The organism is Amycolatopsis sp. NPDC050768, assembly GCF_040654155.1.
In the GTDB taxonomy this organism is placed as follows: Bacteria; Actinomycetota; Actinomycetes; order Mycobacteriales; family Pseudonocardiaceae; genus Amycolatopsis.
In genome coordinates, this window is sequence record NZ_JBFAHL010000010.1 from 164,600 (window position 1) to 190,337 (window position 25,738).

A 25,738-nucleotide genomic window follows, 5' to 3' on the forward strand; every position below is an offset into this window, starting at 1 on the left:
GGGTGCGTTATGGCGTTGGCGGGGGCTCGCGCTGGGGGCGGGGGGTCCGGCCGGGGCCGATCGCACCGCCCCATCCGGAAGCCGGCGCGATCTCGCGCCGGGGTCGCCTTGGGACAGTCCCGGGCTTCGCCTGTTGGGAAGCCGGCGCGATCTCGCGCTGTGGTGGCGTTCACATCGCTTGTTGGGCACCTCGTGTTGGGGTGCTGTTCCCGGGGATGTGAGGTGGGCGTCATCGGTTTGGATCTCCGAATGACGTCCAGCCATCGCGCGGGATCTTCGTTGCGGGTCCTCGTCGTGACCGAGTCGTACCCGCCGCAGGTCAACGGGGTCGCGCACACCGCGTTCCGGGTCGCCGAGCACCTGACGGAGCGCGGTCACGCGCCGCTGGTGGTGGCGCCGACCGCGCCCACCGGGCTGCGGCAGGAGGCGTCGGCGGAGGTCGGGAGCTCACCCGTCGTGCGGGTGCCCGCGCTGTCGTGGCCCGGTTACCCGGACGTGCGCATGGCGCTGCCGACCCGAGCGGTGGCGCGCGCGATCGCCGAGCACCAGCCTGACGTGGTGCACCTGTCGAGCCCCCTACTGCTCGGTGCCCACGCGGTACGGGCCGCCCTGAAGCGGCAGGTGCCGATCGTGGCGGTGTACGAGACGGACGTCGCGGCATACTGCGCTTCCTACGCCCCGCGGGTGCCCGGTGGCGCGAGGTACGTATGGCACCGGCTGCGGGGGATCCACGGACCGGCCGACCGCACGATCGTCTCGTCCAGCGCATCGAAGCGGGCGCTGGAAGCGCAGGGCATCCCTCGCCTGCACCTGCTCCCCCACGGCGTCGACGCCGTGCGCTTCGACCCGCGGCACCGGGATCCGGAGCTGCACCGCCGGCTCGCGCCGAACGGCGAGGTCCTCGTCGGGTACGTCGGCCGCCTCGCGCCGGACAAGCACGTCGAGCTGCTGCGCGACGTCTGCGCGCTGCCGGGGGTGCGGGTGGTCGTCGTCGGAGACGGGCCGAACCGGCCCAGCCTGCAGGCGGCGCTGCCCGACGCGACCTTCCTGGGCCTGCGCGTCGGTGCCGAGCTGGCGAGCATCTACGCGACGCTCGACGTCTTCACGCACACCGGGCCCTTCGAAACCTTCGGGCTGACCATCCAGGAAGCGATGGCGAGCGGCCTCCCCGTCGTGGCGCCGGCGGCCGGCGGTCCACTGGACCTCGTCGTGGACGGGCACACCGGGTACCTGGTAACCCCGCTCGACCCGGGCGCCCTACGCGACGCGGTGCTCCGGCTCACGGAGTCGCCCGCGAAGCGCGCCGCGTTCGGTGCCGCGGGCCGCGCCACCGCGGTCCGCAACACCTGGGAAGCCTCCGGCGACCGCCTGATCAACCACTACCGCGAGGTGCTGGGCGAGCGCTCACCCCAGGCTCGCGCCCGCGCTGCCGCCTGACCTCACTCAGCTCCCGACAGGTCCGGCGTTGGGGTCGAGCACCCCTCCGATGATCAGCCCGAACAGCAGCAGGCCGAGCACGATCCGGTAGATCACGAACGGCACGAAGCTCTTGCGCTTGATGTAGGACATCAGCCACGCGATCACCACGTACCCGACGCCGAAGGCCACCAGCGTGGCCAGGATCGTGGGCCCCCACTGCGCGGTCTCGCCGTTCTTGCCGATGTCGGTGAGCTTGTACAGGCCCGAGCCGAACACGGCCGGCAGGGCCAGCAGGAACGAGTACTCCGCGGCGTCGGCGCGGGTGTAGCCCATGAGCAGGCCGGCGCTGGTGGTGCCGCCGGAGCGCGAGACGCCCGGGATCAGGGCCAGGGCCTGCGCGAAGCCGAACCCGAGGCCGTGCGGCACGGTGAGGTGGTCGAGCGAGCGCCGCTGCGAGCCCACGCGGTCGGCGATGAGCAGGATCACGCCGAACACGATGAGCGTCGTCGCGGTGATCCGCAGGTCGCGGAAGGTCTCGTCGATCTGGTCCTGCAACAGCAGGCCGAGCACGACGATGGGGATCGAGCCGACGATGATCAGCCAGCCCAGCCGCGCGTCGGGGTCTCGGCGCCAGCTGCGGCGGTAGAGCGAGAAGAACCAGGCCTGCAGGATCCGGCCGATCTTCTTCCCGAAGTACAGGATCACCGCCAGCTCGGTGCCGATCTGCGTCACGGCCGTGAACGCCGCGCCCGGGTCGTCCCAGCCGACGAGCGCGGCCACGATCCGCAGGTGCGCGCTGGAGGAGATGGGCAGGAACTCCGTGAGCCCCTGCACCAGTCCCAGCACCAGTGCTTCGAACCACCCCATCAGGCCACTCCCGCCAGCTCGATCGCTTCCACAGCGGTCCGCAGAGCCGCCTCGAATCCCGCAGACTCCCCGTACGGAGTCACGGACAACGTCGTCACGCCCGCCTTCGCGAACTCCGCCATCCGCTCGGCGATCCGCTCCCGCGGGCCGAGCAGCGACGTCGCGTCGAGGAACTCGAGCGGCACGGCCGCCTGAGCCCCCTCGTAGTCGCGGGCGAGGTAGCACTCCTGCACTTCGGCCGCCGCGGCCTCGAACCCCATCCGCACGGCGAGGCGGTTGTAGAAGTTCTGCTTCCGGCTGCCCATCCCGCCCACGTAAAGAGCGGCGTGGGGGCGCACGGCGTCGGCGCACTCGCGCCAGTCGTCGCCGACCACGAGCGGCACGGCAGGGGCGACGTCGAAGCCGTCGAGCGAACGCCCGGCCGCCTCGGCGCCGGCGCGGATGTGGGCCAGCTGCTCACCCGCGTGCTCGGGTGAGAAGAACACCGGCAGCCAGCCGTCGGCGACCTCACCCGTGAGCGCGAGGTTCTTCGGCCCGATCGCGGCGAGGTACACCGGCACCTGCTTGCGCTCGGGCCGGAAGGTCAGGCCCAGGGCCAGCCCGGGCCCGTCGGGCAGCGGCAGCTCGAAGTGCTCGCCGCTGAAGCGCACGCGGCGCCTCGACTGCACGGCCCGCACGATCTCCACGTACTCGCGGGTGCGGCCCACCGGGTCGGCGAACCGCACGCCGTGCCAGCCCTCCGACACCTGCGGGCCCGAGACACCCAGGCCGAGCCGGAACCGGCCGCCCGAGAGCGTGTCGAGCGTGGCGGCGGTCATGCCTGTCATCGCCGGCGTCCGCGCCGGGATCTGCAGCACGGCGCTGCCGACGTCGATCCGCTCGGTCCGCGCGGCGATCCAGGTGAGCATCGTCACGGCATCGGAGCCGTAGGCCTCGGCCGCCCACACCACCGAATACCCGAGTTCGTCCGCTCTCCTGGCCAGCGCCAGGTTCGCGGAGTTGTCCCCGGTGCCCCAGTAACCGAGGTTGAGTCCCATTCGCACGGCCGGAAACGTACCGAGGGCGCGACTCGCGCCGTGCCCTGGGTGCACCGACGGGGTGGCCGGTCGCGACACGGCCTCACCTTGGTCAACTACGGGCCGGGCCGACGGCTAGGCTCGGTGGTCGTGGAAAAGCGACAGCTCGGCCGGTCGGGACTGCGGGTCTCGCGCCTGGCGCTCGGCACGATGACGTGGGGCGGCGACACCGACGCCGAGGAGGCGGCCAGCCAGCTCGTCGCGTTCGTCGACGCCGGTGGCACCCTCGTGGACACCGCGGACATCTACGCCGAAGGCGAGGCCGAGCGCGTACTCGGGAGCCTGCTGGGCGACCTCGTACCCCGCGACGACGTGGTGGTGGCCACGAAGGCCGTCGCGCGGCGCACCGAAGGGCCCTTCGGCGGCGGGGCTTCCCGGGGCGCGCTGCTGAGTGCGCTCGACGGCTCGCTGCGCCGCCTCGGCACCGACCACGTTGACCTGTGGCAGCTGCACGCGTGGGACGCGGGCGTGCCGATCGAGGAGACCCTCTCGGCCCTCGAGTACGCCGTGACCAGCGGGAAGGTCCGCTACGTCGGCGTCTCCAACTACGCGGGCTGGCAGCTGGCCACGACCGCGTCGCGCGCCTGCGCCGTGGCACCGATCGTGTCCTGCCAGTACGAGTACTCGCTGCTGGAGCGCGGAGTCGACCGCGAAGCCGCACCGGCCGCGCTGCACCACGGCATCGGGCTGCTGCCCTGGGCGCCACTGGGCCGCGGCGTGCTGACTGGCAAGTACCGCACGGGCACGCCTGCCGACTCGCGCGGCGCGTCCAGCGAGTTCGCCGGGTACGTGGAGCACCACCGCACGGACCGCGCGGCGCGGATCGTGCAGGCCGTGGCCACGGCCGCCGACGGGCTCGGCATCTCGCCGCTGGTCGTCGCGCTGGCCTGGGTGCGCGACCGGCCGGGGGTCGTGGCGCCGGTCGTCGGCGCCCGCGACACCGGCCAGCTGACGGGTTCGCTGGCGGCGGAGGAGCTCACGCTCCCGCCCGCGATCCGCAGCGCGCTCGACGACGTGAGCTGCGTCGACGTGGGCTACCCCGAGCGGGGTCCGAAATGAGGCGCAGGTGTCTGTTGGATGACGCACACGTGACGGCACGGGAATCGTGGGGGATGCTGGTGAGGACACCTCGCCGAGGGACAGCTGGAGGCTTCAAGGTGCGTCGGCTCACCGCCGCGTCGCGGATCGCGATTCCGCTGGTCGGTGCTCTCGCGCTTTCGGCATGCTCGGCTTCGGGCCAGGACAACACCGACTCGCTGCAGGTGGTGGCGAACCCGGTGGCCGCGAAGCCGGCGGTCTCCCCCGCCGTGACGACGAAGCCCGCGGGCCAGGTACTCGCGACGCCGGCCGTGTCGGCGATGGCGACCGACGAGAAGACCCGCACGCTCGCGGTCGCGGTCACGCAGCCGCCGTCGGTGCTCGTCTACGACCTCGACTCGCTGAGCACCCCCAAGGCCACCGTGCCCCTGCCCGGGCCGGCCGAATCGCTGACGACGTCCGACGGCCAGGCGATCGCGAGCATCCCGACCAAGGGCGAGCTGGCCAAGATCGCGCTGCCCGGCGGGCAGCTGACCACGCAACCGGTCGCCGGCCAGCCGACCGCCGGTGTGGCCGACGGGCCGGACACGATCGTGGCCGTGCGCGACCGCAAGGCCGTCGAGGTCCTGGCCGGCGGCGCGGTCACCAAGACCATCACCGGCCAGCTCTACAGCGCCGACGACGTCGTGGACACCGGGCAGGGCGTGGTCGTGCTCGACCGCCTGCGCACCGCGGTGTTCAGCGTCGACGTGAACGCAGGGACGATGGGCGAGGGCCTGCGAGCCGGCGACGGCGCCGCCAACGCCACCAGCGACTCCTACGGGCGCGTGCTGGTCACCGACGCCCGCGCGGGCGCGCTGCTCGCGTTCTCCGTCGGCCCGCTGATCCTGCGCCAGCGCTACCCGGTGCCGGGCGGGATCTACGGCATCGCCTACGACCACCAGCGCAACCTGGCCTGGGTCACCCTGACCGGCCAGAACCAGGTGGTGGGCTTCGACGTCCGCGGTGGCGAGCCCACCGAGAAGTACCGATTCCCGACCGTGCGCCAGCCGAACACGGTGAGCGTCGACGACCGGAGCGGCCGAGTGCTCGTCGGCTCGGCCGCAGGAGAAGGGACCCAGGTGATCCAGCCATGACGACTGTCGACGAGGCGGTGGTCGAAGGGGATTGGGAGTACCGCCGCCTGCGCCTGCCCCCGGGTGTGTCCCGGCGCGCGGCGGCGATCCAGCTCTCGATCCACGCCGAGTTCGCCGGCTGGGAGCTGCGCACGGTGCGGCTCTACGCCGACGGCACACGGCGAGTCTGGTTGCGGCGCAAGCGCACCGCAGCCGACCGCCTGCCCGAGCTCGCCACCTGACCGAGCCCAGGACCCGGCCCAAGTGCGTCCGACGTGTGCGGGCTGCCGGAATCTTACGGGCGCGGGCCTCGGCAGCGCCACCGCGCGGATGACAGTGCGTGGCGCCGTGAAACCTTGGCCACCACGACGGTGGCCGCTCGTTCACTCGCCGGCGGACGCCAGAAGCCCTTCGATCTCGGTGATCGCTTGGGCGTTGTCCCGGTAGCGGATTCCGTGGATTCCGACCGCACGCGCAGCGTCGATGTTGGGTTCGAGATCGTCGAGGAAGATCATTTCTTCGGGGGCCACACCAAGCCGGACACAGCTCAGCCGGTAGATCTCCGGATCCGGCTTGCTCATCCCGACCTCGTGCGAGTAGACGATGTCGTCCACCAGGTCCTCGAAACCGTACGCGGCTTGTTCCCGTTCCCGGGCACCGACGAAGCTGTTGCTCAAGATGCCCGTTCGACAGCGCGGCCGCACCCCGCGGACGTAGTCGATCAGGTCGGCGTTGCCGGTGCCGAGGTACTGTTCCCAGATATCGGCCATGATCGCGTCGGCTCGTCCTCGGCCGACGCCGAGCCTGCTGCTGATCGTGTCACGCACGTCGTCCTCGGTGACAGTGCCGACGGCGCCGGCTGCCCAGATGTCGGCCAACCGCCGGGTGATCTCGCCTTCCGAGAGGCCGAGCCTGGCCTCCCACCGCCTGTCGACGCCGAGGTCGGGCGCGATCTCGAGCACGTCACCGATGTCGAACACCACCGCGCGAATCACCATGGCGGCGAACCTATCGACCGACCTGCTGACCCAGGGCCCCGGCTCAGGCGGTGAGCCGCCCGAGCCACTCCTGCCAGCTCTGCTCGTCGCCGGCGTCGGCGGAGAACACGTGGTGGCAGGAGTGGCTCGGGCCGTGGAAGCCCTGAAGGAAGCAGTAGAGCGCGTCGGCCGTGCGGACGCCCACTGTCTGCGGATTCACGGCGTAGACGACGCCTTCGACGGACCGGCCCGCCAGCTCGACGCGCACAAGGTCGCCCTCCTCGGGCCGGCCCGGCAGGCCCAGTTCGGCCCCGAGTGCCGCCCACAAGCGGTCCCAGTCGGACACGGGCGGGCCGAACGCCGTGACCGGCGTGGCCGTGCGGCCGGCGAAGTACGTGACGTACTCGGCGAGGTTGCGGAAGAACAGCGCGCCGCCGGCGGTCATCGCCTCGAACTCGTCCTGCCAGTCGTCGCCGGGCAGGAACCCGCTGGTGACGCAGCGGACGACCGAGCTGCCGCCGTCGCGTCCCTCGATCAGGAACTCGTAGGCGATCCGGCGCCCGTCGGGCTCGGTCTCCGTGCCGTAGACGAGCCGCTCCAGCGGGTCCCACGCGGTGATGGCCATGTCCGGTTCGTAGCCCGCGAAGGAGCCGCGCACGACGCCGCCGAGGCCGCCTTCGACCTCGTTGCGGCCCATGTACCACGAGTCGATGCCCGGCCCGGTCGCGATCGCGGCCCAGATCTGCTCCGGCGTGGCGGCCACCTCGGCCGATCCGGGGAGCTCGAACTCTTTCCCGGTGAACTCCGCCATCTCAGGCCTCCTCGTCCGGCACGCTCGGGTGCACAGCCACGATCACGCGGTGCGCGCGCCCGTTCTCCGCGCCCTCGTCGTGGTACTTCCCCACCAAGGTCGTCACGGCCACTGCGAGCTCCTCGGCGAACGCGGCCCGGTCCGCCGCCGAGGCGAAGCGCACCTCGCCGTCGAGCGCGAACGTCGCGACGCGCTTGCGCGCCTTGGCGGCGCCCGTGATCAGGATCCCGACGTCGCGCACCAGCCGGCCCGCCACAGCGAGCAGCCAGCGCGCCGACAAGCGGTCGGGCGACCGCGCCGGGTCCGGCTGCACCGCCGCCAGTGCGGAAGGCGAGATCACGTACGACGCCGCGGTCGCACGCATCATGCGCTCGGTGACGTTGCCCTTGCGCCGCTCCTCCACCAGCTCCACGAGCCCGTGCTTCTCCAGCGCGCGCAGGTGGTAGTTGACCTTCTGGCGGGGCAGGTCGACGCGGGCCGCGAGCATGGTCGCCGACGCCGGCTCCGCCAGCTCGGCCAGCAGCCGGGCGCGGACCGGATCGAGCGACACCTCGGCCGCGGCCGCGTCTTCGATCACCGCAACGGGAAACATGCGCCCATGGTGCTTCCGAAAAATGAAATTGTCAAGAACCACGATGTTGTCGGTACGCCTCGCGCACCTGCGCCACGATCCGTGGCACGACCTGCGCGGCGGCCTCCAGCGGTACGACGTGCCCCACGCCCGGCAGCACCACGGCCGTCCCGTGTTCGAGGCCTCCGACGAGGTGCTCGACGTCCGTGGCCGCCACGATCCGGTCCCGCTCCCCCACGATCGCCGTGACCGGCAAGGAACCCACGCGTGCCAGCGCCGCTTCGCGCGCGTACGCGTCGAGCGCCGGGCGGAACACGGCGACGGTGTGCGGCCAGTTGCGCCGGATCATCGTCACGGTCAGCTCCACGAGCTCCGGATCCGGGTCGTCACCGAAGAGCCACCAGCGCAGCCCCGCGCTCACCGCGCGGCTCGTGTGCTCGCGCACCAGCCCGAACAACTTGGCGCCCAGCACCACTTCCAGGTCCTGCGCCAGCACCCCGAGCGCGCCCGGCCACGCCGCCGAAGCCTCCGTGGCGAGCCGCCCGGACGACGTCGCGAGCAGCACGAGCCCGGCCACGCGCGCGGCGAACAGCTCGGGGTGGCGTTGCGTGAGCGACATGATCGCGAGCCCGCCCATGTCGTGGCCCACCAGCACCACCCGGCCTTCGGGCACGGCGCGTTCCAGTACTTCGGCGAGATCGTCGCCCAGCTGGGCCATGGTCGCCGTGCCACGCCCCGCGCGACCGGACTTGCCGTGGCCGCGGTGGTCGTAGCCGACGACCGACAGCGGCTCGTCCACCGCCTCCGGCAGCAACGGGGCGATCCGGCTCCAGCTGCGCCGGTCGAGCGCGTAGCCGTGCAGGAGCACCACGGTCACGCCGGCCGACGGGTCGCCCCAGCGCACGAGGTGCAGGGGTGTCCCGTCGGCGAGCGTGAACGCGGGCAACTCGGTGGTTTCCGGCGCTCAGGACGACCGCACGAACCGGTCCAGCACGCGCGTGCCGAACTTCAGCGCGTCCACCGGCACGCGCTCGTCCACGCCGTGGAAGAGCGCGGAGAAGTCGAGATCCGCCGGCAGCTTCAGCGGCGCGAAGCCGAAGTTGCGGATTCCGAGCTGCTGGAACGACTTCGCGTCGGTGCCGCCGGAAAGCATGTACGGCAGCGTGCGCGCGCCCGGGTCCTCGGCGAGCACCGCGGCGGTCATCGCGTTGACGAGCGCGCCGTCGAACGTGGTCTCGACCGGTGGGAGCTCCATCCACTCCTTCTCGATGTCCGGGCCGAGCAGCTCGTCGAGCTCGCGGTCGAACGCCTCGATGCGCCCGGGCAGGATGCGGCAGTCGACCGCGGCCTCGGCGACCGACGGGATCACGTTCGACTTGTAGCCGGCGGTGAGCATCGTCGGGTTCGCGGTGTCGCGCAGCGTCGCGCCGATCATGCGGGAGATGTTGCCCAGCTTGGCGACCGAGCCCTCGAGGTCGTCCTCGGGAAAGTCCCAGCCGGTGATCTCGGTGACCCCGGCGAGGAACTCGCGCACGGAGTCGGTGAGCACGAGCGGGAACTGGTGGCTGCCGAGCTTCGCGACAGCCTCGGCAAGCTTGGTGACCGCGTTGTCGCGGTGGATCATCGAGCCGTGGCCCGCCGTGCCGCGCACGCGCAGCTTCATCCAGCGGATGCCCTTCTCGGCCGTCTCGATCACGTACGCGCGCACATCGTCCTTCAGCGTGATCGAGAACCCGCCGACCTCGCTGATCGCCTCGGTGACGCCCTCGAACAGCTCCGGCCGGTTCTCCACCAGCCACTGCGCGCCGTACTTGCCGCCGGCCTCCTCGTCGGCGAGGAACGCGAACACGATGTCGCGTGGGGGGACGATGCCGTGGATCTTGTAGTGGCGGGCCAGTGCCAGCGTCATGCCGACCATGCCCTTCATGTCCACCGCGCCGCGGCCCCAGACGTAGCCGTCCTGCACGGCGCCGGAGAACGGGTGCACCGACCACTCGGCCGGGTCGGCGGGCACGACGTCGAGGTGCCCGTGGATCAGCAACGCGCCTCGAGACGGGTCGGCTCCGGCCAGCCGGACGATGACGTTGTGGCGGTCTTCGCCACCGGACTCGACGTAGGTGATCTCGTAGCCGGCGTCGGTGAGCTGCTCCGCGACGTACTCGGCGGCGGCGCGTTCGCCGATCAGGGTGTCGGGGTCTCCGGTGTTGGTGGTGTCGATGCGGATGAGGTCGCTGGTGAGCGTGACGGCCTCGTCAGCGGCGGCGTCGATCGAGTTCGGTTCGGTCACTCGACCTTCCTATCATCAGCGCGCGCGGTGCCGCGCCGCTCACGCCCGTTCAGGTCCGGTCAAGGGCCGAGACCACCTCGGAAACCGGCCGAAGGTGCTGGTTCAGGATCCGCAGCGCCGTTTCCGTGTCACCCTCGTCGAGCGCGGCGACGAGCTGCCGGTGCTCCGCGTCGATGATCGACAGCCGTTCCGGACGCGCCTCCAGCGCCCGCACGGCGACGCGCTGCTGGCGCGAGCGGAGTGTGTCGTACAGCTCGGTGAGCACGGTGTTGCCGGCGGCGTTCACGATCGCGCGGTGGAACCGGCGGTCGAGCCCGGACACGGCGAACCAGTCACGTTCCGCGCCCGCGTGGCCCATGTCCTCGATCAGGCCGGCCATCTCGGCGGGGGCACCCGCGCCCGCGGCGCAGACCTCGGTGATCGCGTGACCCTCGATGAGGCGGCGGCTCTGGTAGACCTCTTCCAGCTCGCGCGCGGTCACCGTGCGGACCTGCGCGCCCTTGCGCGGCAGCAGGCTGATGAAGCGCTCGGCCTCGAGCCGGTGGAACGCCTCGCGCACCGGCGTCCGCGACACGCCGACCACCCCGGAGACCCACAGCTCGTCGAGGAAGCGTCCGCCTTCCAGCGCGCCCGAGATGATCCCGTCGCGCAGCCAGGCGTACACCCGATCCCGAGCCGGTCCGCCGCCCTCGACCGGGACCGGTCCCGGTGCGGTGGTGGTCATGCGTCTCCCCTCGTCCCGCGCCCGCGTCGGCGCGCTGCGAGCCTACACCTCTGGACCGGCTCCAATCCGTCGTGTATACACGCAGTACACAGAACGGTGACGGTCGCCGTCCCTCCTGAAAGGACACTCGTCATGGTGCACGTCGCCGTCGCGCAGTTCGCGCCCACCGACGACAAACCGGCCAATCTGGCGGAAGTCGCGCGGCTCGCGGGCGAGGCCGCCGACCGCGGCGCCGAGGTCGTGGTGCTGCCCGAGTACTCGATGTTCACCGTGCCGAAGGTCGACGAGCGGTTCGTGGCGTCGGCCGAGCCCCTCGATGGCGCGTTCGCCACCGGGCTGCGCGAACTCGCGCGCGAGCGTGGGATCACCGTGGTGGCCGGGATGAACGAAGCCATGCCCGAGGGCGGGCGGATCTGGAACACGCTCGTCGCCGCGGGTCCGGACGGCGACTTCGCCGCGCTGTACCGCAAGATCCACCTCTACGACGCGTTCGGCTTCCGCGAGTCCGACGTGATCCGCGCCGGCGAGATCACCGAGCCCGCGACGTTCAAGGCCGCCGGCCTGACCTTCGGCCTGCAGACCTGTTACGACCTGCGGTTCCCGGAGGTGACGCGCCGGCTCGTCGACGCCGGCGCGCAAGCCGTGCTGCTGCCGGCGGAGTGGGTGCCGGGGCCGCTGAAGGAGTACCACTGGACGACGCTGGTGAAGGCACGCGCGATCGAGAACACCGTGTACGTCGCCGCGGCCGGGCAGATCGCGCCGATGGGGTCGGGGTCGAGCCTCGTCGTCGATCCGATGGGTGTGGTCACGGCGTCGCTCGGGGAGCGGCCGGGGGTAGCGGTCGCGGAGATCTCGACCGACCGGCTCGAGCAGGTCCGGACCACGAACCCGGCGCTCGCGCTGCGCCGGTTCTCCGTGGTGCCCAAGGAGAACTAGTCGAACGAGCTGTCGCCGCGGTGCGCGCCGAGGCCGATCTCCTTCACGGCCGCGGCCGCGCCGGGCGCGCTGCCGAGCGAGCGTGCGAGGTCCACCGCCGCCGCGAGTTCGGTGCCCGCCGGCACGACCCGGTGCACGACCCCGCAGCGCGCGGCGGCGGCCGCGGTGAGCCGTCCGGTGCGGCACAGTCCGTGCACGGCCTCTTCGGAGAGCCGCTCGGGCAGCGGTACCGCGCCGCAGGGGTCGGGCAGGACGAACTCGGCGTGGTCCGCGGCGACGATGAGATCGGTCATGAGCGCGAGCTCGAACCCGCCACCGCGGGCGAGCCCGTTGACGGCCGCGATCATGGGTTTGCTGAGCCGGAAGAAGTCGGCCACGCCGGCGAACCCGCCGGAGCCGGACGCGAGGGCCCAGCCGGCCGAGAAGTACCCCGATCCCGTGCCGGTCACCACACCGGCGAACAGCGCCGGGTCGTCCCGCAGCCGCGCCCACGCGGTGTAGAGCTCGAAGCTCATCCGGGAGTCGATCTTGTTGCCACCGGGCCGGTCCAGGGTGGCGACGAGCACGCCGTCGATCACCTCGGTGTGCACGGCACAGGACGGGGCGGCGGTCACGCTCGGACGGTAATGCCCGCGCCGCCGGCGGTCAAACCGGGGGCTTGACTGATCCGACAGTCAGCACCCATCGCAACTCGCTGACACTGGGCCAAAACTACGCGAACGCGACAGTGAAAGTGTCCGGACCATTGCGATAATCGCAATGCGGGGTTACGGTCCTCCGGCATGGACGAGTCGGAAGAGCTGCGGACCAGGGTCCGGGAGCTGATCCGGTCCATGCCGGGAGCCCAGCGGGAGTTCGCCGCCGCCATCGGGCTCGAAGAGACGAAGTTGTCCAAGGCGCTGACCGGCACCCGCCGGTTCTCGCCGCACGAGCTCGTCCGCGTCGCCGAGTACTGCGGCGTCACGGTTAACTGGCTGCTCAACGGCAGCGACGACGCGAAGACCGTGACGGCGGTCCCCGCGCTCGCCGCGCGTCCGGAGAGCGATCCCGAGCACCACATGCAGTCCGAGCCGCGGCGGCGGATCCTCGAGACGGCGTGGCTGCTCATCGCCGAGCGCGGCTACCACCGGGTGCGCATCGCCGACATCGCGAAGGCATGCGGCACCAGCACCGCCACCATCCACTACCACTTCCCGAGCAAGGCGGAAGTGCTCAACGAAGCGTTGCGGCGCAACGTGAAGCTCGCCTTCGACCGGCAGGTCGCCGAGCTGCACGCCGTCGACGGCGCCCATGACCGGCTGCTCAAGCTGGTCGAACTGCAACTCCCGGCCGACGGCGTGCTGCGCGCCGAGTGGTCGGTCTGGCTTCAGGTGTGGAACGAGGTGTCCCTCGCCCCGGAGCTGCGGTCGCTCTACACCGATTCCTACGACCGCTGGTACCGGACGATCCTCATGACCATCCGCACCGGCCAGGAGCAGCACGCGTTCCGCGTGGCCGATCCCGAGGCCGCCACCGAGCAGCTCACGGCGCTGATCGACGGGCTCGGCATCCAGGTGCTGACCCGCAAGCCCGGCAGCACCGTGGCCACCATGCGCGCGCATTTGCACGACTTCATCGAAAGGTCGATCGTCAAAGGAGCCTGATGAACCACGAGGTCATCGTCACCTGCGCCCTCACCGGCGCGGGCGACACCGTCGGCCGGAGTCCCCACGTGCCGGTCACGCCGGCGCAGATCGCCGCGAGCGCCATCGAGGCCGCAGAAGCCGGGGCGGCCGTCGTCCACATCCACGTCCGCGAGCCCGAGACCGGGGCTCCGTCGCGCGAAGTGGCGCTGTACGCCGAAGCCGTGCGGCTGATCCGGGAGTCCGGAGTGGACGTGGTCGTGAACCTGACCGCGGGGATGGGCGGTGACCTCGTGCTCGACGAGGAGGATCCGCTCAAGCCGATCGACGGCACGGACCTCGTCAACGCTCTGGCCCGGCTGCCGCACGTGGAGGAGCTGCTGCCCGACATCTGCACGCTCGACTGCGGTTCGCTGAACTTCGGCGAGGGCAGCCAGCTCTACGTGTCCACTCCGGACATGCTGCGCACCGGCGCGAAACGGATCCAGGAGCTCGGCGTGAAGCCGGAGCTGGAGATCTTCGACACCGGGCACCTGTGGTTCGCCTCGAAGATGGTGGAGGAAGGGCTGATCGACGCGCCGCCGCTGTTCCAGCTGTGCATGGGCATCCCCTACGGCGCGCCCGCCGACCCAGGGCTGCTGCAGGCGATGGTGAAGCTGCTGCCCGAGGGCGCACAGTGGGCGTCGTTCGCGATCGGGCGCGACCAGATGCCGTGGGTGGCACAGTCGGTGCTGCTCGGCGGGCACGTGCGCGTCGGGCTCGAGGACAACCTCTACCTCGCCCGCGGGGTCAAGGCGACCAACGGCCAGCTGGTGGAGCGGGCGGTGCGGATCGTCACCGACCTCGGCGCCGGCATCGCCACTCCAGACCGTGCCCGCGAAATCCTCGGCCTCAAGGAGCGTGTCCGTGCCTGAGGTATCCACTGTGGACACCGTCGCGTGCGTCGGTGCGGGGGTGATCGGCGGCGGCTGGGTCGCGCACTTCCTCGCGCGCGGCTACCGCGTTCGGGCCTGGGACCCCGCGCCCGACGCCGCGGCGAAGCTGGGCCGGCTCGTCGACGCCGCGTGGCCCGCGCTCACGTCGCTGGGCTTGGCCGAGGGCGCGAGCCGCGACGCGCTCACCGTCGCCGGCACGCTCGCGGAGGCGGTCGAGGGCGCCGGGTTCGTGCAGGAAAGCGCTCCCGAAGATCTGCCGCTCAAGCAGAAGCTGCTGGCCGACATCGACGCCGTCACGCCGGCCGGTGTCGTGGTCGCGTCCTCGACCTCGGGGTACGGCATGACCGAGATGCAGGTGGCGGCGAAGACACCGGAACGGCTCGTGGTGGGCCACCCGTTCAACCCGCCGTACTTGATCCCGCTGGTCGAGGTCGTGGGCGGGAAGCTCACCGCGCCGTGGGCCGTGACGTGGGCAAGCGAGTTCTACCGGCACGTCGGCAAGACCGTGATCACCATGGACCACGAGGTGCCCGGGTTCATCGCCAACCGGCTGCAGGAGGCGCTGTGGCGCGAGGCCCTGCACATGATCGCGAACGGCGAGGCCACCGTGGAGCAGATCGACACCGCGATCACCGACGGGCCGGGCCTGCGCTGGCCGGTGCAGGGGCCGATGCTCACGTTCCACCTCGCCGGCGGCGAAGGCGGCATGGCGCACATGCTGGACCACTTCGGACCGTCGCTGAAGGCGCCGTGGACGCGGCTCGAGGCGCCTGAGCTCACGACCGAGCTGCGCAACGCCGTGGTCGACGGCTGCGAGGACGAGGCCGCACCGCGCGCGATCGCCGACCTCGTGGCCGAGCGGGACCGGGCGATCATCGCCGTCCAGCGCGCCGTCGGCGAGGCCCGTCGTGGGTGAGGTCCTGCTCCACCACGACCGCGTCCGTCCCGAGTGGATCGACTACAACGGACACCTCTCCGAGCCCTACTACGTGCTGGTGTTCGGCGACGCCACCACCGCGTTGATGGACGCCGTCGGCCTCGATCCCGCCTACCGCGAGTCCACCGGCGCTTCGCTGTACACCGTGGAGGCGCACGTCCGCTACCTTCGAGAGGTCGGGCCGGACGCCGAGCTGACCGTGACGACCTCCGTGCTGGCCGTCGGGGCGAAGAAGGTGCGGCTGTGGCACGAGCTATACGTGGGCGATGAGCTCGTGGCCACGGAGGAACTGCTGTGCCTGCACGTCGCCGACGGCAGAGCCGCACCGTTTCCCGAAGCCGTCGCCGAGCGCCTCGGCGCCCACCTCACGCCACTGCCCGAACACGCCGGGCGCGCCATCGCCTGACGCTCTCCCGAACCCCTGCCCGGCCAGCCTCCCACCGGAAGACACCCATGGAAGAACGATGTGAGCCGAATTCCCTCTCACGCCGCCGGTTCCTCACGGCGGCGCTCGGCGGTGCCGCCCTGCTCGGCGCCACTCCCCTGCTCGCCGCGTGCGGCGGCTCCGCTGTCGCGGCCGCCGCGCCGAGCGGGCCACCGCGCCGCGGCGGCACCCTGCGCGTCGGCGTGACCGGTGGTGGCGCGTCCGACACGCTCGACCCGCACATCCCCGTGGCGAACCCGGACATCGCCCGGGTGCTCAACCTCTACGAACCCCTGCTGCTGCGCGACCACGACTACAAGCTGCAGATGCTGGTCGCCGAATCGCTCACGTCGTCGCCGGACGCGCGGACGTGGACGGCCGTGTTGCGCGACGGGGTGCGATTCCACGACGGTCGCGCGGTGACCCCCGCCGACGTCGTGGCGACGTTCAAGCGGATCACGGACCCGAAGGACCCCAAGAGCGGAGCCGCCAGCCTGACCATGCTCGGCCAGGTGGTGCCGACGGGCGAGCGGACCGTCGAGTTCCGGCTCACCGAGCCCAACGCCGGCTTCGACGACCTGCTCGGCCAGTACTCCCTCGGCATCGTGCCGGCGGACTTCGACGTGAAGCGGCCGATCGGCACCGGGCCGTTCCGGCTGAAGGAGTTCACCGCGGGTCTGCAGAGCACGTTCGTGCGCAACGACCATTACTGGCGGCCCGGCCAGCCCTACCTCGACGAGCTGGTGCTGATCAACTTCGCCGAGGACGACGCCCGGATCAACGCGCTGCTCTCGTCCCAGGTGGACGCGATCGACCAGGTGCCGGTGGCGCTCGTCGACGTGCTGCGCAGCGACCCGCGGATGCGCGTGCTGCGCTCGGCCACGGGCACCTGGCTGCCCTTCACGATGCGCGTGGACCGTCCGCCGTTCGACGACGTGCGCGTGCGGCAGGCGCTGCGGCTGGTGGTGGACCGCGACCAGATGATCAACCAGGTCCTGAGCGGTCAGGGCCGGCCCGGCAACGACCTCTACGCGCCGTTCGACCCGGCGTACGACTCGCAGCTGCCGCAACGCGAACAGGACATCCCGGCCGCGAAGCGACTGCTGGCCGAAGCCGGGCACGAGAACCTCGACATCGAGCTCGTCACCGCGCCCATCCAGGCCGGCGCGGTCGAGGCGGCGCAGGTGTTCCAGCAGCAGGCCAAGGCCGCGGGCGTCAACGTGCGCATCCGCAAGGTCGACACCACCACGTTCTACGGCGAGAACTACCTGTCCTGGGACTTCGCGCAGGACTTCTGGTACACGCGCAACTACCTGCCGCAGGTCGCGAATGGTTCGCTGCCGAAGTCGCCGTACAACGAGACCCATTGGCAGGACCCGCAGTTCACCGACCTCGTCACGCGCGCGAGCGCCACAGTGGACACCGCGGCCCGCACGGACTTGCTGCACCAGGCGCAGCGGATCGAGTACGAACGCGGCGGCCTCATCGTGTGGGGCTTCGTGGACCAGGTGGACGCCCACCAGGTCTACGTGGCGGGCCTCGTGCCGGACCGGACGGGGATCTCGCTGTCCGGCTACCAGTTCCGCGAAGCGTGGCTGGGCACCGCGCCCGTCGACTCAGGAAAGTGAGGTGCGGCATGACCCGGATGATCGTGAAGCGGCTGCTCGTGAGCCTCGTGGTGCTGTGGCTGGTCACGCTGCTCGTGTTCGTGGCGACGCTGTTGCTGCCGGGCGACCCGGCGCGCGCCATCCTCGGCCAGCAAGCGACACCGGAGCGGATCGCCGCGCTGCAGCACCAGCTGCACCTCGACGAGCCGGTCTGGCAGCGCTACCTCACCTGGCTCGGCGGGCTGTTCACCGGCGACCTCGGCACCTCGACGTCCACGCAAGGCCCGGTGACGACGTTGCTGGGCGACCGGATCGTGGCCTCGCTCGTGCTGCTCGTGCTCGCCGCGGTGATCGCGACGCCGCTCGGGCTGGCGCTGGGCACGTGGAGCTCGATGCGGCGCGGCCGGGCCGCGGACCAGACCGTGTCCGGCATCAGCCTGGTGATCGCCGCGCTGCCGGAGTTCGTGATCGGCGTGGCGCTGATCGTGCTGTTCGCGACCACGGTGTTCAAGGTCCTGCCCTCGGTCACGCTCACCGCGCCCGGTGAACCCGTGTGGCGGCAGCCGAGCCAGCTCGTGCTGCCGGTGGCGACGCTCGTGCTGGTGGTGACGCCGTACATCACGCGGATGATGCGGGCGACCATGAACGAGGTCCTCGACTCCGGCTACGTCGAGATGGCCCGGCTCAAGGGTGTGCGCGAGCGGACCGTGCTGCTGCGGCACGCCTTGCCGCACGCCGTGGGTCCCGTCGCGCAGGTCGTGGCACTGCAGCTCGCGTGGCTCGCAGGCGGGGTCGTGGTGGTCGAGTTCCTCTTCCGCTACCCCGGCATCGGGCAGTCGCTGATCGACGCGGTGAGCAAACGCGACGTCGCCGTGGTCCAGGCCGTGACGCTGATCATCGCCGCGGTGTACATCGTGGTGAACCTGCTCGCCGACGTGGTCGGCATCCTCGCGAACCCCAAGCTGCGGACGGAGGCGAGCCGATGACCGCCGTCGACGACGAGCTCGCACCGGCCACCACGGCCGGCGAAGCACCCGTCAAGGCCGGCGGGCTTCTCCGTACGGCGTGGCGGTTCCCGCAGGCGAAGGTCGGCACAGTGCTGGCCGGGATCGTGGTGCTGGTGGCGCTGCTCGGCCCGTGGCTCGGGCCGGTGCTCACCGGCTACAGCACCACGGACTTCGCGGGCAAGCCGTTCAAACCGGACGGACTCGCGGGCACCGACGGCCTCGGCCGCGACGTGCTCACGCGTTTCCTCGCCGGCGGCACCACGCTGCTGCTCTACGCGGTGCTCGCCACCGTGCTCGGGATCGTGCTGGGCGCGCTGCTCGGCATGGTCGCGGGCTACGGCGGCGGCCGCCTCGACAGCCTGCTGATGCGCGGCAACGACGTGCTGCTGTCATTCCCGCAGCTGGTGATCGCGCTGCTCGCCATCGCGGTGATCGGGCCGAAAGGCTGGCTGCTCGTGCTGGTGATCGGCCTGACCCACGCGCCCCGCACGGCTCGCGTCGCGCGCCAGGCGACGGTGGCGGTGCGCGGCGAGGACTACATCCGGGCCGCGGAGATGTACGCGGTGCCGCGAAGCCGGATCCTGCTGCGCGAGATCCTGCCGAACATCACCGGCCCGCTCATGGTGGAGCTCGGTCTGCGGCTGACCTACTCCATCGGCTACATCGCGTCGCTGTCGTTCCTCGGGCTCGGGATCCAGCCGCCCGCGGCCGACTGGGGCCTGATGATCAACGAGAACCGGATCGCGCTGGTCGTGCAGCCGTGGGGCGTGCTGCTCCCGGTGGTGGCGATCGCGCTGCTCGCCGTCGGCACGAACCTCGTGGCCGACTCGTTCGCCTCGGCCGCGGCCGGGCGCACCCGGGAGGAACGCTCGTGACCGCCGTCGACAACGCGCAGCTCGCGCTGGAAGTGACCGGCCTCCGTGTGAAGACGGCCGCGGGTCGGCCGGTGCTCCACGACATCTCCTACCGCATCGCGCCGGGCGAGGTGCTGGCGCTCGTCGGCGAGTCCGGGTCGGGCAAGACCACGGCGGGCCTGGCCGCGCTCGGCCACTTCCGCCGCGGGCTCGTGGCGGACGGCGGCGAGGTGACTCTGCACCCGCGTGAGGGCGAACCCGTCGACGTGCTCTCGCTCGCCACGCCCGAGCGTCGGAAACTGCGTGGCACGACCGTTTCCTACGTGCCGCAGGACCCGGCGCTGTCGCTGAACCCGGCGTTGCGGATCGGGCTGCAGATCGCCGAGGTGCTGGAAACGCACGGCTACCCCGGCCCGGTCGAGGAGCGCGTGGCCGAGGTGCTCACGGAGGTGGGCCTGCCCGCCGATCCGGCCTACCGCCGGCGGTACCCGCACCAGCTCTCGGGCGGGCAGCAGCAGCGCGTGGGGATCGCGATGGCGTTCGCGTGCCGGCCGAGTGTCGTGGTGCTCGACGAGCCGACGACCGGGCTCGACGTGATGACCCAGGCGCTCGTGCTGGAGACCGTGCGGCGGCTGACGGCCGAGCACGGCGTGGCCGCGCTCTACATCACCCACGACCTGGCCGTGGTCGCGCAGCTCGCCGACCGCGTCTCGGTCATGTACCAGGGCCGCGTGGTCGAGACAGGGTCGGCCGAGGACGTGTTGAAGCGCCCGGAACACGCCTACACGCGCGAACTGCTGGCCGCCGTGCCGGATCTGGGCGCGGAACCCGGCGACGCTCCCCCGCCCTCGGACGCAGTGCTGGCCGCGCGCGGCATCCACGTCGCATACGGCCGCCACGAGGTGCTGCGCGGGGTGGACTTGGAGGTGACGCGCGGCGAGTGCGTGATGCTGCTGGGCGAATCCGGGTCCGGCAAAACCACGCTGTCGCAGTGCGTCGCGGGCCTCACGCGCGGCTTCACCGGCACCGTCGCACTCGACGGGACCCCGCTCGCGCCCGGCACGCGCCAGCGCAGCAACGACGAGCGGCGGCGAATCCAGTACGTCTTCCAGAGCCCGTTTTCCTCGCTCAACCCGCGTCGCACGATTGCGCAGTCGATCGAGGTGCCGCTGGTGCACCTGACCTCGCTGTCGCGTCCGCAGCGGCGCGAGCGCGTGGCCGAGGTGCTCGACCGCGTGCGGTTCGGCCGGTCGCTCGCGAACCGCCTGCCCGACCAGCTCAGCGGCGGCGAACGCCAGCGCGCGGCGATCGCGCGGGCGCTGGTCACGACCCCCGACGTGCTGGTGTGCGACGAGGTGACCTCCGCGCTCGACGTGTCGGTGCAGGCGACCATCGTGGAGCTGCTCGGTGAGCTGCGCCGCGAGCTGGGGATGGCCGTGCTGTTCGTGACGCACAACATCGCGCTCGCGCCCGAGGTGGCCGACCGGATCGCCGTTCTGCGCGGCGGGGAGATCGTGGAAGAGGGTACGGTCGAAGCCGTGCTGACCGCGCCCGCCCACTCCTACACCGGCGAACTGCTGGCCACCACGCCGCGCCTATGACCGGCCACGGCGAGGTGCGGCCGGGGTTCGAGGCGGTGCGCGAAGCGTTCGACGAGGTCGCCGGCGCGGCCTCGGGCGGGGTCGCGTTCAGCGTCTTCCAGCGTGGCCGCCTCGTGGTCGAACTGTGTGCCGGATCAGCGGCGCCCGGGGTCCCGTGGACCCGCGACACGCGCGTGGTGCTGTTCAGCGGCACCAAGGGGATCGTGGCCACGCTCGTCGCGATGCTCACCGCGCGCGGCCAGCTCGGCCCGAGCGAACGCGTGGCACGTTACTGGCCGGAGTTCGCGGCGGCGGGCAAGGCCGACGTGGCTGTGTCGCAGGTGCTCGCGCACACCGTCGGGCTGCCCTATGTGGACGCCGATGTGCCGATGGCCGACAACGCGGCCAACGCGGCCGCCCTCGCGTCTCAAAGTCCTCTGTGGACACCGGGCACGCGCGTGGCCTACCACGCGCTGACCTACGGCTACCTCGCCACGGAGCTGATCCGCCGCGTCACCGGCCAGCGCGTCGGCGAGCTGCTGCACGAGCTGCTCACCGCCCCGCACGGGCTGGATCTGCGGCTCGGCACCCCGCCGTCGATCCCGGTCGCGACGCTGCAACGCGCGCCCGGCTACCGGATCAGCACATTCCTGCAGGACGAGGAGCGCCGGCGCGTCGTCGAGCGCATGTACCGCGGCCTGCTGGACTCCACCGACACCATGAACTCCCCCGGGTACCGCGGCGCCGAGCTCGCGGCCGGCAGCGGCGTCGGCACGGCCACGAGCATGGCGCGCCTCTACGACCTGCTGCTGGCGGGTTCCCTCGTCCCGTCGGCCGTGCTGACGCAGGCGACCCGGAGGTGGAGCGAGGGCGTCGACGCGATCAACGACCGGCCGCTGCGCTTCGGTCTCGGCTTCGAACTGGCCGACCCGATCGGCACCTACGGTCCGGAAGGTGCCGACCCGGGCGCCTTCGGCCACTCGGGCGCGGGCGGCGGCCGACACGGCGCGTGGCCGAACCGAGGTGTCTCGTTCTCCTTCACCACCAACGAACTGCAGGCCGAAGACGTGGACACGCGCGCCGCGACGCTGCTGGCGGCCCTGCACCAGGCCGTCTGACCGGAGGCTTTCTCTAGCGGTCACCGAGAGTTTTGCTGTTACGACACGGTGGACCCGCCCGCGCCCTCCGGGTGAGACTCGGCTTCGTCGAAGCACCGCCGGCGGCTGTCCGGAAGGACCGAGAAGCTCGATGCCGGCTCGAGGCGAGCCCCGGAGGGCACGAATGAGCACCGGCGACCCGATGATCGAGGCCACCGGCATCACCAGGACGTTCGGGTCGGTCGACGCGCTGTCCTCGGTGAGCCTGAGCGTCGAGCGCGGCACCGTGCTGGGCCTGCTGGGCCACAACGGCGCGGGCAAGACCACCTTGGTCAACATCCTCACCACCATGCTGCCGGCCAGTTCCGGCACCGCGCGCGTCGCCGGGTTCGACGTCGCGCGCGAGGGCGGTGAGGTCCGTTCCCGGATCGGCCTCCCGGGCCAGTTCGCCTCGGCGGGTCTTGCGCCGCCGCGCGGCGAACTCGTCGGCGATCGCGAGCACCGCGCGTTCGGCATCGGCGACCACCACGGAGTTGCGAGGTCACGGTGTGCGTCCGATCGGGCACCCCACGCAGTCGGTCCACAATAGCCTTCACCGGGCCGCGTAACCGACGGTGATCGCGGTCTGCCTCCCCGCGCGGGGCGATTCGGCGCGGGCTAGGTTCGAACCATGCGGATCGTGTCTCTGCTGCCCGCCGCCACCGACCTCGTGGCCGAGCTCGGCCGCCTTGATGACCTGGTCGGACGCACCCACGAATGCGACTGGCCGCCCGGGGTCGAGTCGGTGCCCGTCGTCACCGCGGCCGAGGTGGACGACGCCGTGCTGACCAGCCGCGAGATCTCCGACGCCGTCGGCGGTTCGGCCCACCGCGGGTCTTCGCTGTACTCGGTGGACACCGCGCGGCTGGCCGGGCTCGCGCCGGATCTCGTGCTCACCCAGGACCTGTGCGAGGTGTGCGCGGTCTCCTACACCCGCGTCGCCGAAGCCGTGCGGATGCTCGACGCGGGGCCGAAAGTCCTGAGCCTCGAACCACGGCGGCTCGCCGAGGTCCTCGGCTGCGTCACGACACTCGGCGACGCGCTGGGCGTACCGGCCCTCGCCGCTGATCGCGTCCGCTCACTCACCGCGCGACTCGACGCCGTCCGCGCTCGTGTCGCCGGCAAGCCGCAGCCACGCGTGGTCGCGCTCGAATGGCTCGACCCGCTGTGGCCCGCCGGGCACTGGGTGCCCGAGCAGATCACCGCGGCGGGCGGCGAACCGCTGCTCGCGGCGCCCGGCGAGCACACGCACCCGATCCCGTGGGACGCCGTGGCAGCCGCGCGCCCGGACGTGCTGCTCGTCCTGCCGTGCGGCTTCAGCCCCGATCGCACGGCGGCGGAGTTCGACGTCCTCACCTCGTTGCCGGGCTGGGCCGAACTGCCCGCGGTGCGCGCCGGTGCGGTGTGGCTGCTCGACGGTCCGGCCTACTTCAACCGCCCCGGCCCGCGCGTCATCCGCGGCGCGGAAGTCCTCGCCCACGTGCTGCACGGCGTCGACGCCGACCCGCCGGTGTCCCCCGCCGAGGCCCGCCGAGCCTGAACCGCCGTCAGGCGAACACGACGTCCGCGGTCGCCACGGCTTCCGCGCGCGCGGAGTCGACCTGCAGCGCCGCGCCGCCGTCGCCGGGCACGCCGGTCGCGAGGAGGTGCTCGCCCGCGAAGACCGGGCGGCGCAAGCGGTAGGACAGCGACGGGATCGCGCGTTCCGGCGCCCGGGTGCGCGCCAGCTCCAGCAGGTGCAGCACGAGCAGCGGGCCGTGCACCACGAGACCCGGATACCCCTCGGTGCCGGTGACGTACGGCTCGTCGTAGTGGATGCGGTGCGCGTTGGCCGTCAGCGCGCTGAACCTGAACAGCAGCACGGGATCCGGCGTCCACGCCTGCTGCCACTCGGCGGCCGACTCCGGCTTGCCGGTCACGTCAAGCGCCGCCAGCGCGGTGCGCCCGGCGTCCTCGCCGGAGCGGTAGACGATGTCCTGCTCCTCGACCACGCGCACGGTCCCGTCCTGGCTGATCTCCGACCGCACGGTCACGAACAGCATCTCGCCGGTCCTGCCGTGTTTCACGGCGACCTCGCCGAGCGACCGCGTCCGTTCCGCAGGCGTGCCCAGCACGAGCGGCGCCCGGACCTCCAGGCGTCCGCCGGCGAACATCCGCCGCCGGTCCGGCAACGGCGGCAGGAAGTGGCCGTCCGCCGGATGGCCGTCGGTGCCGATCTCCGAATGCCGCGGCCACTCCAGGAAGTACAGCCAGTGCCACAGCGGCGGTAGCGCCTGCCCCACGACGGCAGCCGGCCGCGGCAGGTCCAGTGCCGCCGACAGCGCGGCGGCCGGTCCGGCCGGGAGCGCGTCGGTATCGGTGACCGGTTCGGGAGACCACGACTCGACGTAGGAACCCAGCGCGTTCATGGTCTTGGCCTACCACACCACGGCACGACCCGCAGTCAGGCTGTGACGAGCTCCGCGAACTCGTAGATCAGCCGCGAGCGTCGCGCGGCGACCCAGGCCAAGGCGACCTGGCCCGGCGGCAGGTCGCCGACCGGCACGTGGGTGACGTCGGGGCGCGTGTAGTACTCCGAAGTGGACAGCGGCACGATCGCGATGCCCAGACCGGCGGCCACGTGCTCCAGCTTCTCCTCGATGCTGCGGAACCCGCGGGGCCGCGCGGCGCCGCCGGCGCGCAGCTCGGTCGCGACGGCCCGCCACTCCGGCACCGCGTCCGGGTCGTTGAGCAGGTGCTCGTCGGCGAGGTCGGCCACGTCGACGGATTCCTTGCCCGCCAGGCGGTGCGACACCGGCAGGATGGCCACGCGCGGCTCGCTGAACATCGGCCGCACGGTGAGCCCGCGCGGGTCCACCGGCAGCCGGACGATGCCGACGTCGGCCCGGCCGTCGTGCAGCACCTGGGTCTGGTCGTCCCACGTGGTCCGGACCAGCTCCACCTCGAGGCCGGGATGCCGATCCGTCAGCGCCCGCACGGGTTCGGTCACGGTGATGCCGGGCATGAATCCGATGGTGAAGGTCGAAGCGCCGCGCGCCGCCAGCGCCACGCGCCGCCGCAACGCGTCGGCCGAGGCGAGGATCGGCCGGCTGTCCTCGAGCAGCTGCCGGCCGGCGGCCGTGAGCTCCGTCGAGCGCCGGTCGCGGACGAACAGCTGCGCGCGCAGCTCCTCTTCCAACGCCCTGATCTGGCGCGACAGCACGGGCTGCGCGATGTGCAACCGCTCCGCCGCCCGGCCGAAATGCAGTTCCTCGGCCACGGCGACGAAGTAGCGCACCTTCCGCAGATCGACGTCCACCTCGCGCCTCCGTCCCTCGCCGCGCCCAGCCTAAGCCAGCCGCGGCTCCGTGGCCGGGTCGAGACCGACGCCCGGGTGAGGCCGCGCTCAGCCGGCGAAGCGGCCCACGGCGACGAACACGGTCAGCACCAGCAGCACCACGTTGACCGGCACGCCCTTCGGCTCCTTGCGCCGCGCGTGCACCACGATCGCGCCGAGGGCCACGATCGCCAGACCCACCGCCGCGATCGGCGTGAGGACGGGCGCGATGTCCAGGGCCCACGGCAGGATCAGGCCGATCGCGCCGAGCACCTCCGCGAGCGCGATCAGCTTCACCGAGGTGTCCGAGAAGTCCTCGACCCAGCCCATGTTGGGGTTCTCGAGCAGCTTCTTCCGCGGCGTTGCGAGCTTCATCCCGCCCGCCCCCAGGTACAGCACTGCCGAAATCCCCGCCGCGATCCACAACGCGATGTTCATGCCCGCTCCTGATCTGTCCGACTCGTGTAGTTGAACGCTACACTGTTCGAGGTCGAACCGA

28 protein-coding genes are annotated in these 25,738 nt (G+C 71.9%); 16 read left to right on the top strand and 12 right to left on the bottom strand.

The window, feature by feature from the left end; translation table 11 throughout:
- Window positions 1-249: 249 nt before the first annotated feature.
- Entirely contained in the window at window positions 250-1,437 is a 1,188-nt protein-coding gene (locus tag AB0H62_RS28380) for a glycosyltransferase family 1 protein (protein WP_360589256.1), read from the top strand.
- Between the two features lie 6 nt (window positions 1,438-1,443).
- On the opposite strand, the gene AB0H62_RS28385 is transcribed toward AB0H62_RS28380, so the two are convergent.
- Together AB0H62_RS28385 and AB0H62_RS28390 are read right to left on the bottom strand one after the other, a co-directional pair.
- Window positions 1,444-2,286, bottom strand: a complete 843-nt coding sequence (locus AB0H62_RS28385; RefSeq protein ID WP_354873310.1) for an undecaprenyl-diphosphate phosphatase — start codon at window positions 2,284-2,286, stop codon at window positions 1,444-1,446.
- Window positions 2,286-3,329, bottom strand: a complete 1,044-nt coding sequence (locus AB0H62_RS28390; protein WP_220240654.1) for an LLM class F420-dependent oxidoreductase — start codon at window positions 3,327-3,329, stop codon at window positions 2,286-2,288. The genes AB0H62_RS28385 and AB0H62_RS28390 overlap by 1 nt, the downstream gene beginning before the upstream one ends.
- A gap of 123 nt (window positions 3,330-3,452) precedes the next feature.
- Between AB0H62_RS28390 and AB0H62_RS28395 the strand changes: the two genes are divergently transcribed.
- From AB0H62_RS28395 to AB0H62_RS28405, 3 genes are all read left to right on the top strand, one after another.
- The gene (locus AB0H62_RS28395; protein WP_220240653.1) at window positions 3,453-4,421 is read left to right on the top strand and encodes an aldo/keto reductase; all 969 of its coding nucleotides are present in this window, start codon (window positions 3,453-3,455) and stop codon (window positions 4,419-4,421) included.
- 98 nt (window positions 4,422-4,519) lie between these two features.
- Window positions 4,520-5,536, top strand: a complete 1,017-nt coding sequence (locus tag AB0H62_RS28400) for a hypothetical protein (RefSeq protein WP_360589259.1) — start codon at window positions 4,520-4,522, stop codon at window positions 5,534-5,536.
- Window positions 5,533-5,757, top strand: coding sequence for a DUF5703 family protein (locus tag AB0H62_RS28405; protein WP_354873304.1), 225 nt, complete (start codon window positions 5,533-5,535; stop codon window positions 5,755-5,757). The genes AB0H62_RS28400 and AB0H62_RS28405 overlap by 4 nt, the downstream gene beginning before the upstream one ends.
- Window positions 5,758-5,898: 141 nt before the next feature.
- Here AB0H62_RS28405 and AB0H62_RS28410 read toward each other — a convergent pair whose 3' ends face one another.
- The 6 genes from AB0H62_RS28410 to AB0H62_RS28435 all read right to left on the bottom strand — a co-directional run bounded on the left by AB0H62_RS28410 (window position 5,899) and on the right by AB0H62_RS28435 (window position 10,885).
- Window positions 5,899-6,477: an HAD-IA family hydrolase gene (locus tag AB0H62_RS28410; protein WP_360589261.1), complete on the bottom strand. Its 579-nt coding sequence runs from the start codon at window positions 6,475-6,477 to the stop codon at window positions 5,899-5,901.
- A 79-nt stretch (window positions 6,478-6,556) separates the two neighbouring features.
- On the bottom strand, window positions 6,557-7,303 hold the full coding sequence (locus AB0H62_RS28415; protein WP_360589263.1) for an SRPBCC domain-containing protein: 747 nt from the start codon (window positions 7,301-7,303) through the stop codon (window positions 6,557-6,559).
- 1 nt (window position 7,304) lies between these two features.
- The gene (locus tag AB0H62_RS28420; protein WP_360589265.1) at window positions 7,305-7,895 is read right to left on the bottom strand and encodes a helix-turn-helix domain-containing protein; all 591 of its coding nucleotides are present in this window, start codon (window positions 7,893-7,895) and stop codon (window positions 7,305-7,307) included.
- Window positions 7,896-7,926: 31 nt separating this feature from the next.
- Window positions 7,927-8,820 (bottom strand): alpha/beta hydrolase, encoded by an 894-nt coding sequence (locus AB0H62_RS28425; RefSeq protein ID WP_360589267.1) that lies wholly within the window; start codon window positions 8,818-8,820, stop codon window positions 7,927-7,929.
- A gap of 18 nt (window positions 8,821-8,838) precedes the next feature.
- Window positions 8,839-10,161 carry a M20/M25/M40 family metallo-hydrolase gene (locus AB0H62_RS28430; protein WP_360589269.1) on the bottom strand — a complete coding sequence of 441 codons (1,323 nt, stop codon included), beginning with the start codon at window positions 10,159-10,161 and terminating at the stop codon, window positions 8,839-8,841.
- A 49-nt stretch (window positions 10,162-10,210) separates the two neighbouring features.
- The gene (locus tag AB0H62_RS28435) at window positions 10,211-10,885 is read right to left on the bottom strand and encodes a GntR family transcriptional regulator (protein ID WP_220240645.1); all 675 of its coding nucleotides are present in this window, start codon (window positions 10,883-10,885) and stop codon (window positions 10,211-10,213) included.
- A gap of 132 nt (window positions 10,886-11,017) precedes the next feature.
- Between AB0H62_RS28435 and AB0H62_RS28440 the strand changes: the two genes are divergently transcribed.
- Window positions 11,018-11,821 carry a carbon-nitrogen hydrolase family protein gene (locus AB0H62_RS28440; RefSeq protein WP_220240644.1) on the top strand — a complete coding sequence of 268 codons (804 nt, stop codon included), beginning with the start codon at window positions 11,018-11,020 and terminating at the stop codon, window positions 11,819-11,821.
- Here the strand turns inward: AB0H62_RS28440 and AB0H62_RS28445 are convergent.
- Window positions 11,818-12,435 carry an enoyl-CoA hydratase-related protein gene (locus AB0H62_RS28445; RefSeq protein ID WP_360589271.1) on the bottom strand — a complete coding sequence of 206 codons (618 nt, stop codon included), beginning with the start codon at window positions 12,433-12,435 and terminating at the stop codon, window positions 11,818-11,820. The genes AB0H62_RS28440 and AB0H62_RS28445 overlap by 4 nt on opposite strands.
- A 168-nt stretch (window positions 12,436-12,603) precedes the next feature.
- Between AB0H62_RS28445 and AB0H62_RS28450 the strand changes: the two genes are divergently transcribed.
- From AB0H62_RS28450 to AB0H62_RS28500, 11 genes are all read left to right on the top strand, one after another.
- Window positions 12,604-13,464, top strand: coding sequence for a TetR/AcrR family transcriptional regulator (locus AB0H62_RS28450; RefSeq protein WP_360589273.1), 861 nt, complete (start codon window positions 12,604-12,606; stop codon window positions 13,462-13,464).
- Window positions 13,464-14,357, top strand: coding sequence for a 3-keto-5-aminohexanoate cleavage protein (locus tag AB0H62_RS28455; protein ID WP_360589275.1), 894 nt, complete (start codon window positions 13,464-13,466; stop codon window positions 14,355-14,357). Before AB0H62_RS28450 ends, AB0H62_RS28455 begins: the two co-directional genes overlap by 1 nt.
- A complete protein-coding gene (locus tag AB0H62_RS28460) occupies window positions 14,350-15,294 on the top strand; it encodes a 3-hydroxyacyl-CoA dehydrogenase NAD-binding domain-containing protein (RefSeq protein WP_360589277.1) in 945 nt (314 codons plus the stop codon). Before AB0H62_RS28455 ends, AB0H62_RS28460 begins: the two co-directional genes overlap by 8 nt.
- Window positions 15,287-15,721 (top strand): thioesterase family protein, encoded by a 435-nt coding sequence (locus AB0H62_RS28465; protein ID WP_220240639.1) that lies wholly within the window; start codon window positions 15,287-15,289, stop codon window positions 15,719-15,721. The genes AB0H62_RS28460 and AB0H62_RS28465 overlap by 8 nt, the downstream gene beginning before the upstream one ends.
- Window positions 15,722-15,768: 47 nt before the next feature.
- Entirely contained in the window at window positions 15,769-17,367 is a 1,599-nt protein-coding gene (locus AB0H62_RS28470) for an ABC transporter substrate-binding protein (protein WP_360589279.1), read from the top strand.
- Window positions 17,368-17,375: 8 nt separating this feature from the next.
- Window positions 17,376-18,332: an ABC transporter permease gene (locus AB0H62_RS28475; RefSeq protein WP_220240637.1), complete on the top strand. Its 957-nt coding sequence runs from the start codon at window positions 17,376-17,378 to the stop codon at window positions 18,330-18,332.
- Window positions 18,329-19,228, top strand: coding sequence for an ABC transporter permease (locus tag AB0H62_RS28480; RefSeq protein WP_220240636.1), 900 nt, complete (start codon window positions 18,329-18,331; stop codon window positions 19,226-19,228). Before AB0H62_RS28475 ends, AB0H62_RS28480 begins: the two co-directional genes overlap by 4 nt.
- On the top strand, window positions 19,225-20,808 hold the full coding sequence (locus AB0H62_RS28485; RefSeq protein ID WP_360589282.1) for an ABC transporter ATP-binding protein: 1,584 nt from the start codon (window positions 19,225-19,227) through the stop codon (window positions 20,806-20,808). Before AB0H62_RS28480 ends, AB0H62_RS28485 begins: the two co-directional genes overlap by 4 nt.
- A complete protein-coding gene (locus AB0H62_RS28490) occupies window positions 20,805-21,905 on the top strand; it encodes a serine hydrolase domain-containing protein (RefSeq protein ID WP_360589284.1) in 1,101 nt (366 codons plus the stop codon). Before AB0H62_RS28485 ends, AB0H62_RS28490 begins: the two co-directional genes overlap by 4 nt.
- Window positions 21,906-22,068: 163 nt before the next feature.
- The gene (locus tag AB0H62_RS28495) at window positions 22,069-22,473 is read left to right on the top strand and encodes an ATP-binding cassette domain-containing protein (protein WP_360589286.1); all 405 of its coding nucleotides are present in this window, start codon (window positions 22,069-22,071) and stop codon (window positions 22,471-22,473) included.
- Window positions 22,474-22,554: 81 nt separating this feature from the next.
- Window positions 22,555-23,463 (top strand): cobalamin-binding protein, encoded by a 909-nt coding sequence (locus tag AB0H62_RS28500; RefSeq protein WP_220240633.1) that lies wholly within the window; start codon window positions 22,555-22,557, stop codon window positions 23,461-23,463.
- Window positions 23,464-23,470: 7 nt separating this feature from the next.
- On the opposite strand, the gene AB0H62_RS28505 is transcribed toward AB0H62_RS28500, so the two are convergent.
- The 3 genes from AB0H62_RS28505 to AB0H62_RS28515 all read right to left on the bottom strand — a co-directional run bounded on the left by AB0H62_RS28505 (window position 23,471) and on the right by AB0H62_RS28515 (window position 25,677).
- The gene (locus AB0H62_RS28505; RefSeq protein ID WP_220240632.1) at window positions 23,471-24,331 is read right to left on the bottom strand and encodes a hypothetical protein; all 861 of its coding nucleotides are present in this window, start codon (window positions 24,329-24,331) and stop codon (window positions 23,471-23,473) included.
- Between the two features lie 35 nt (window positions 24,332-24,366).
- Window positions 24,367-25,221, bottom strand: a complete 855-nt coding sequence (locus AB0H62_RS28510) for a LysR substrate-binding domain-containing protein (protein WP_220240631.1) — start codon at window positions 25,219-25,221, stop codon at window positions 24,367-24,369.
- 87 nt (window positions 25,222-25,308) lie between these two features.
- Window positions 25,309-25,677, bottom strand: a complete 369-nt coding sequence (locus AB0H62_RS28515; protein ID WP_220240630.1) for a DoxX family protein — start codon at window positions 25,675-25,677, stop codon at window positions 25,309-25,311.
- Window positions 25,678-25,738: the final 61 nt, after the last annotated feature.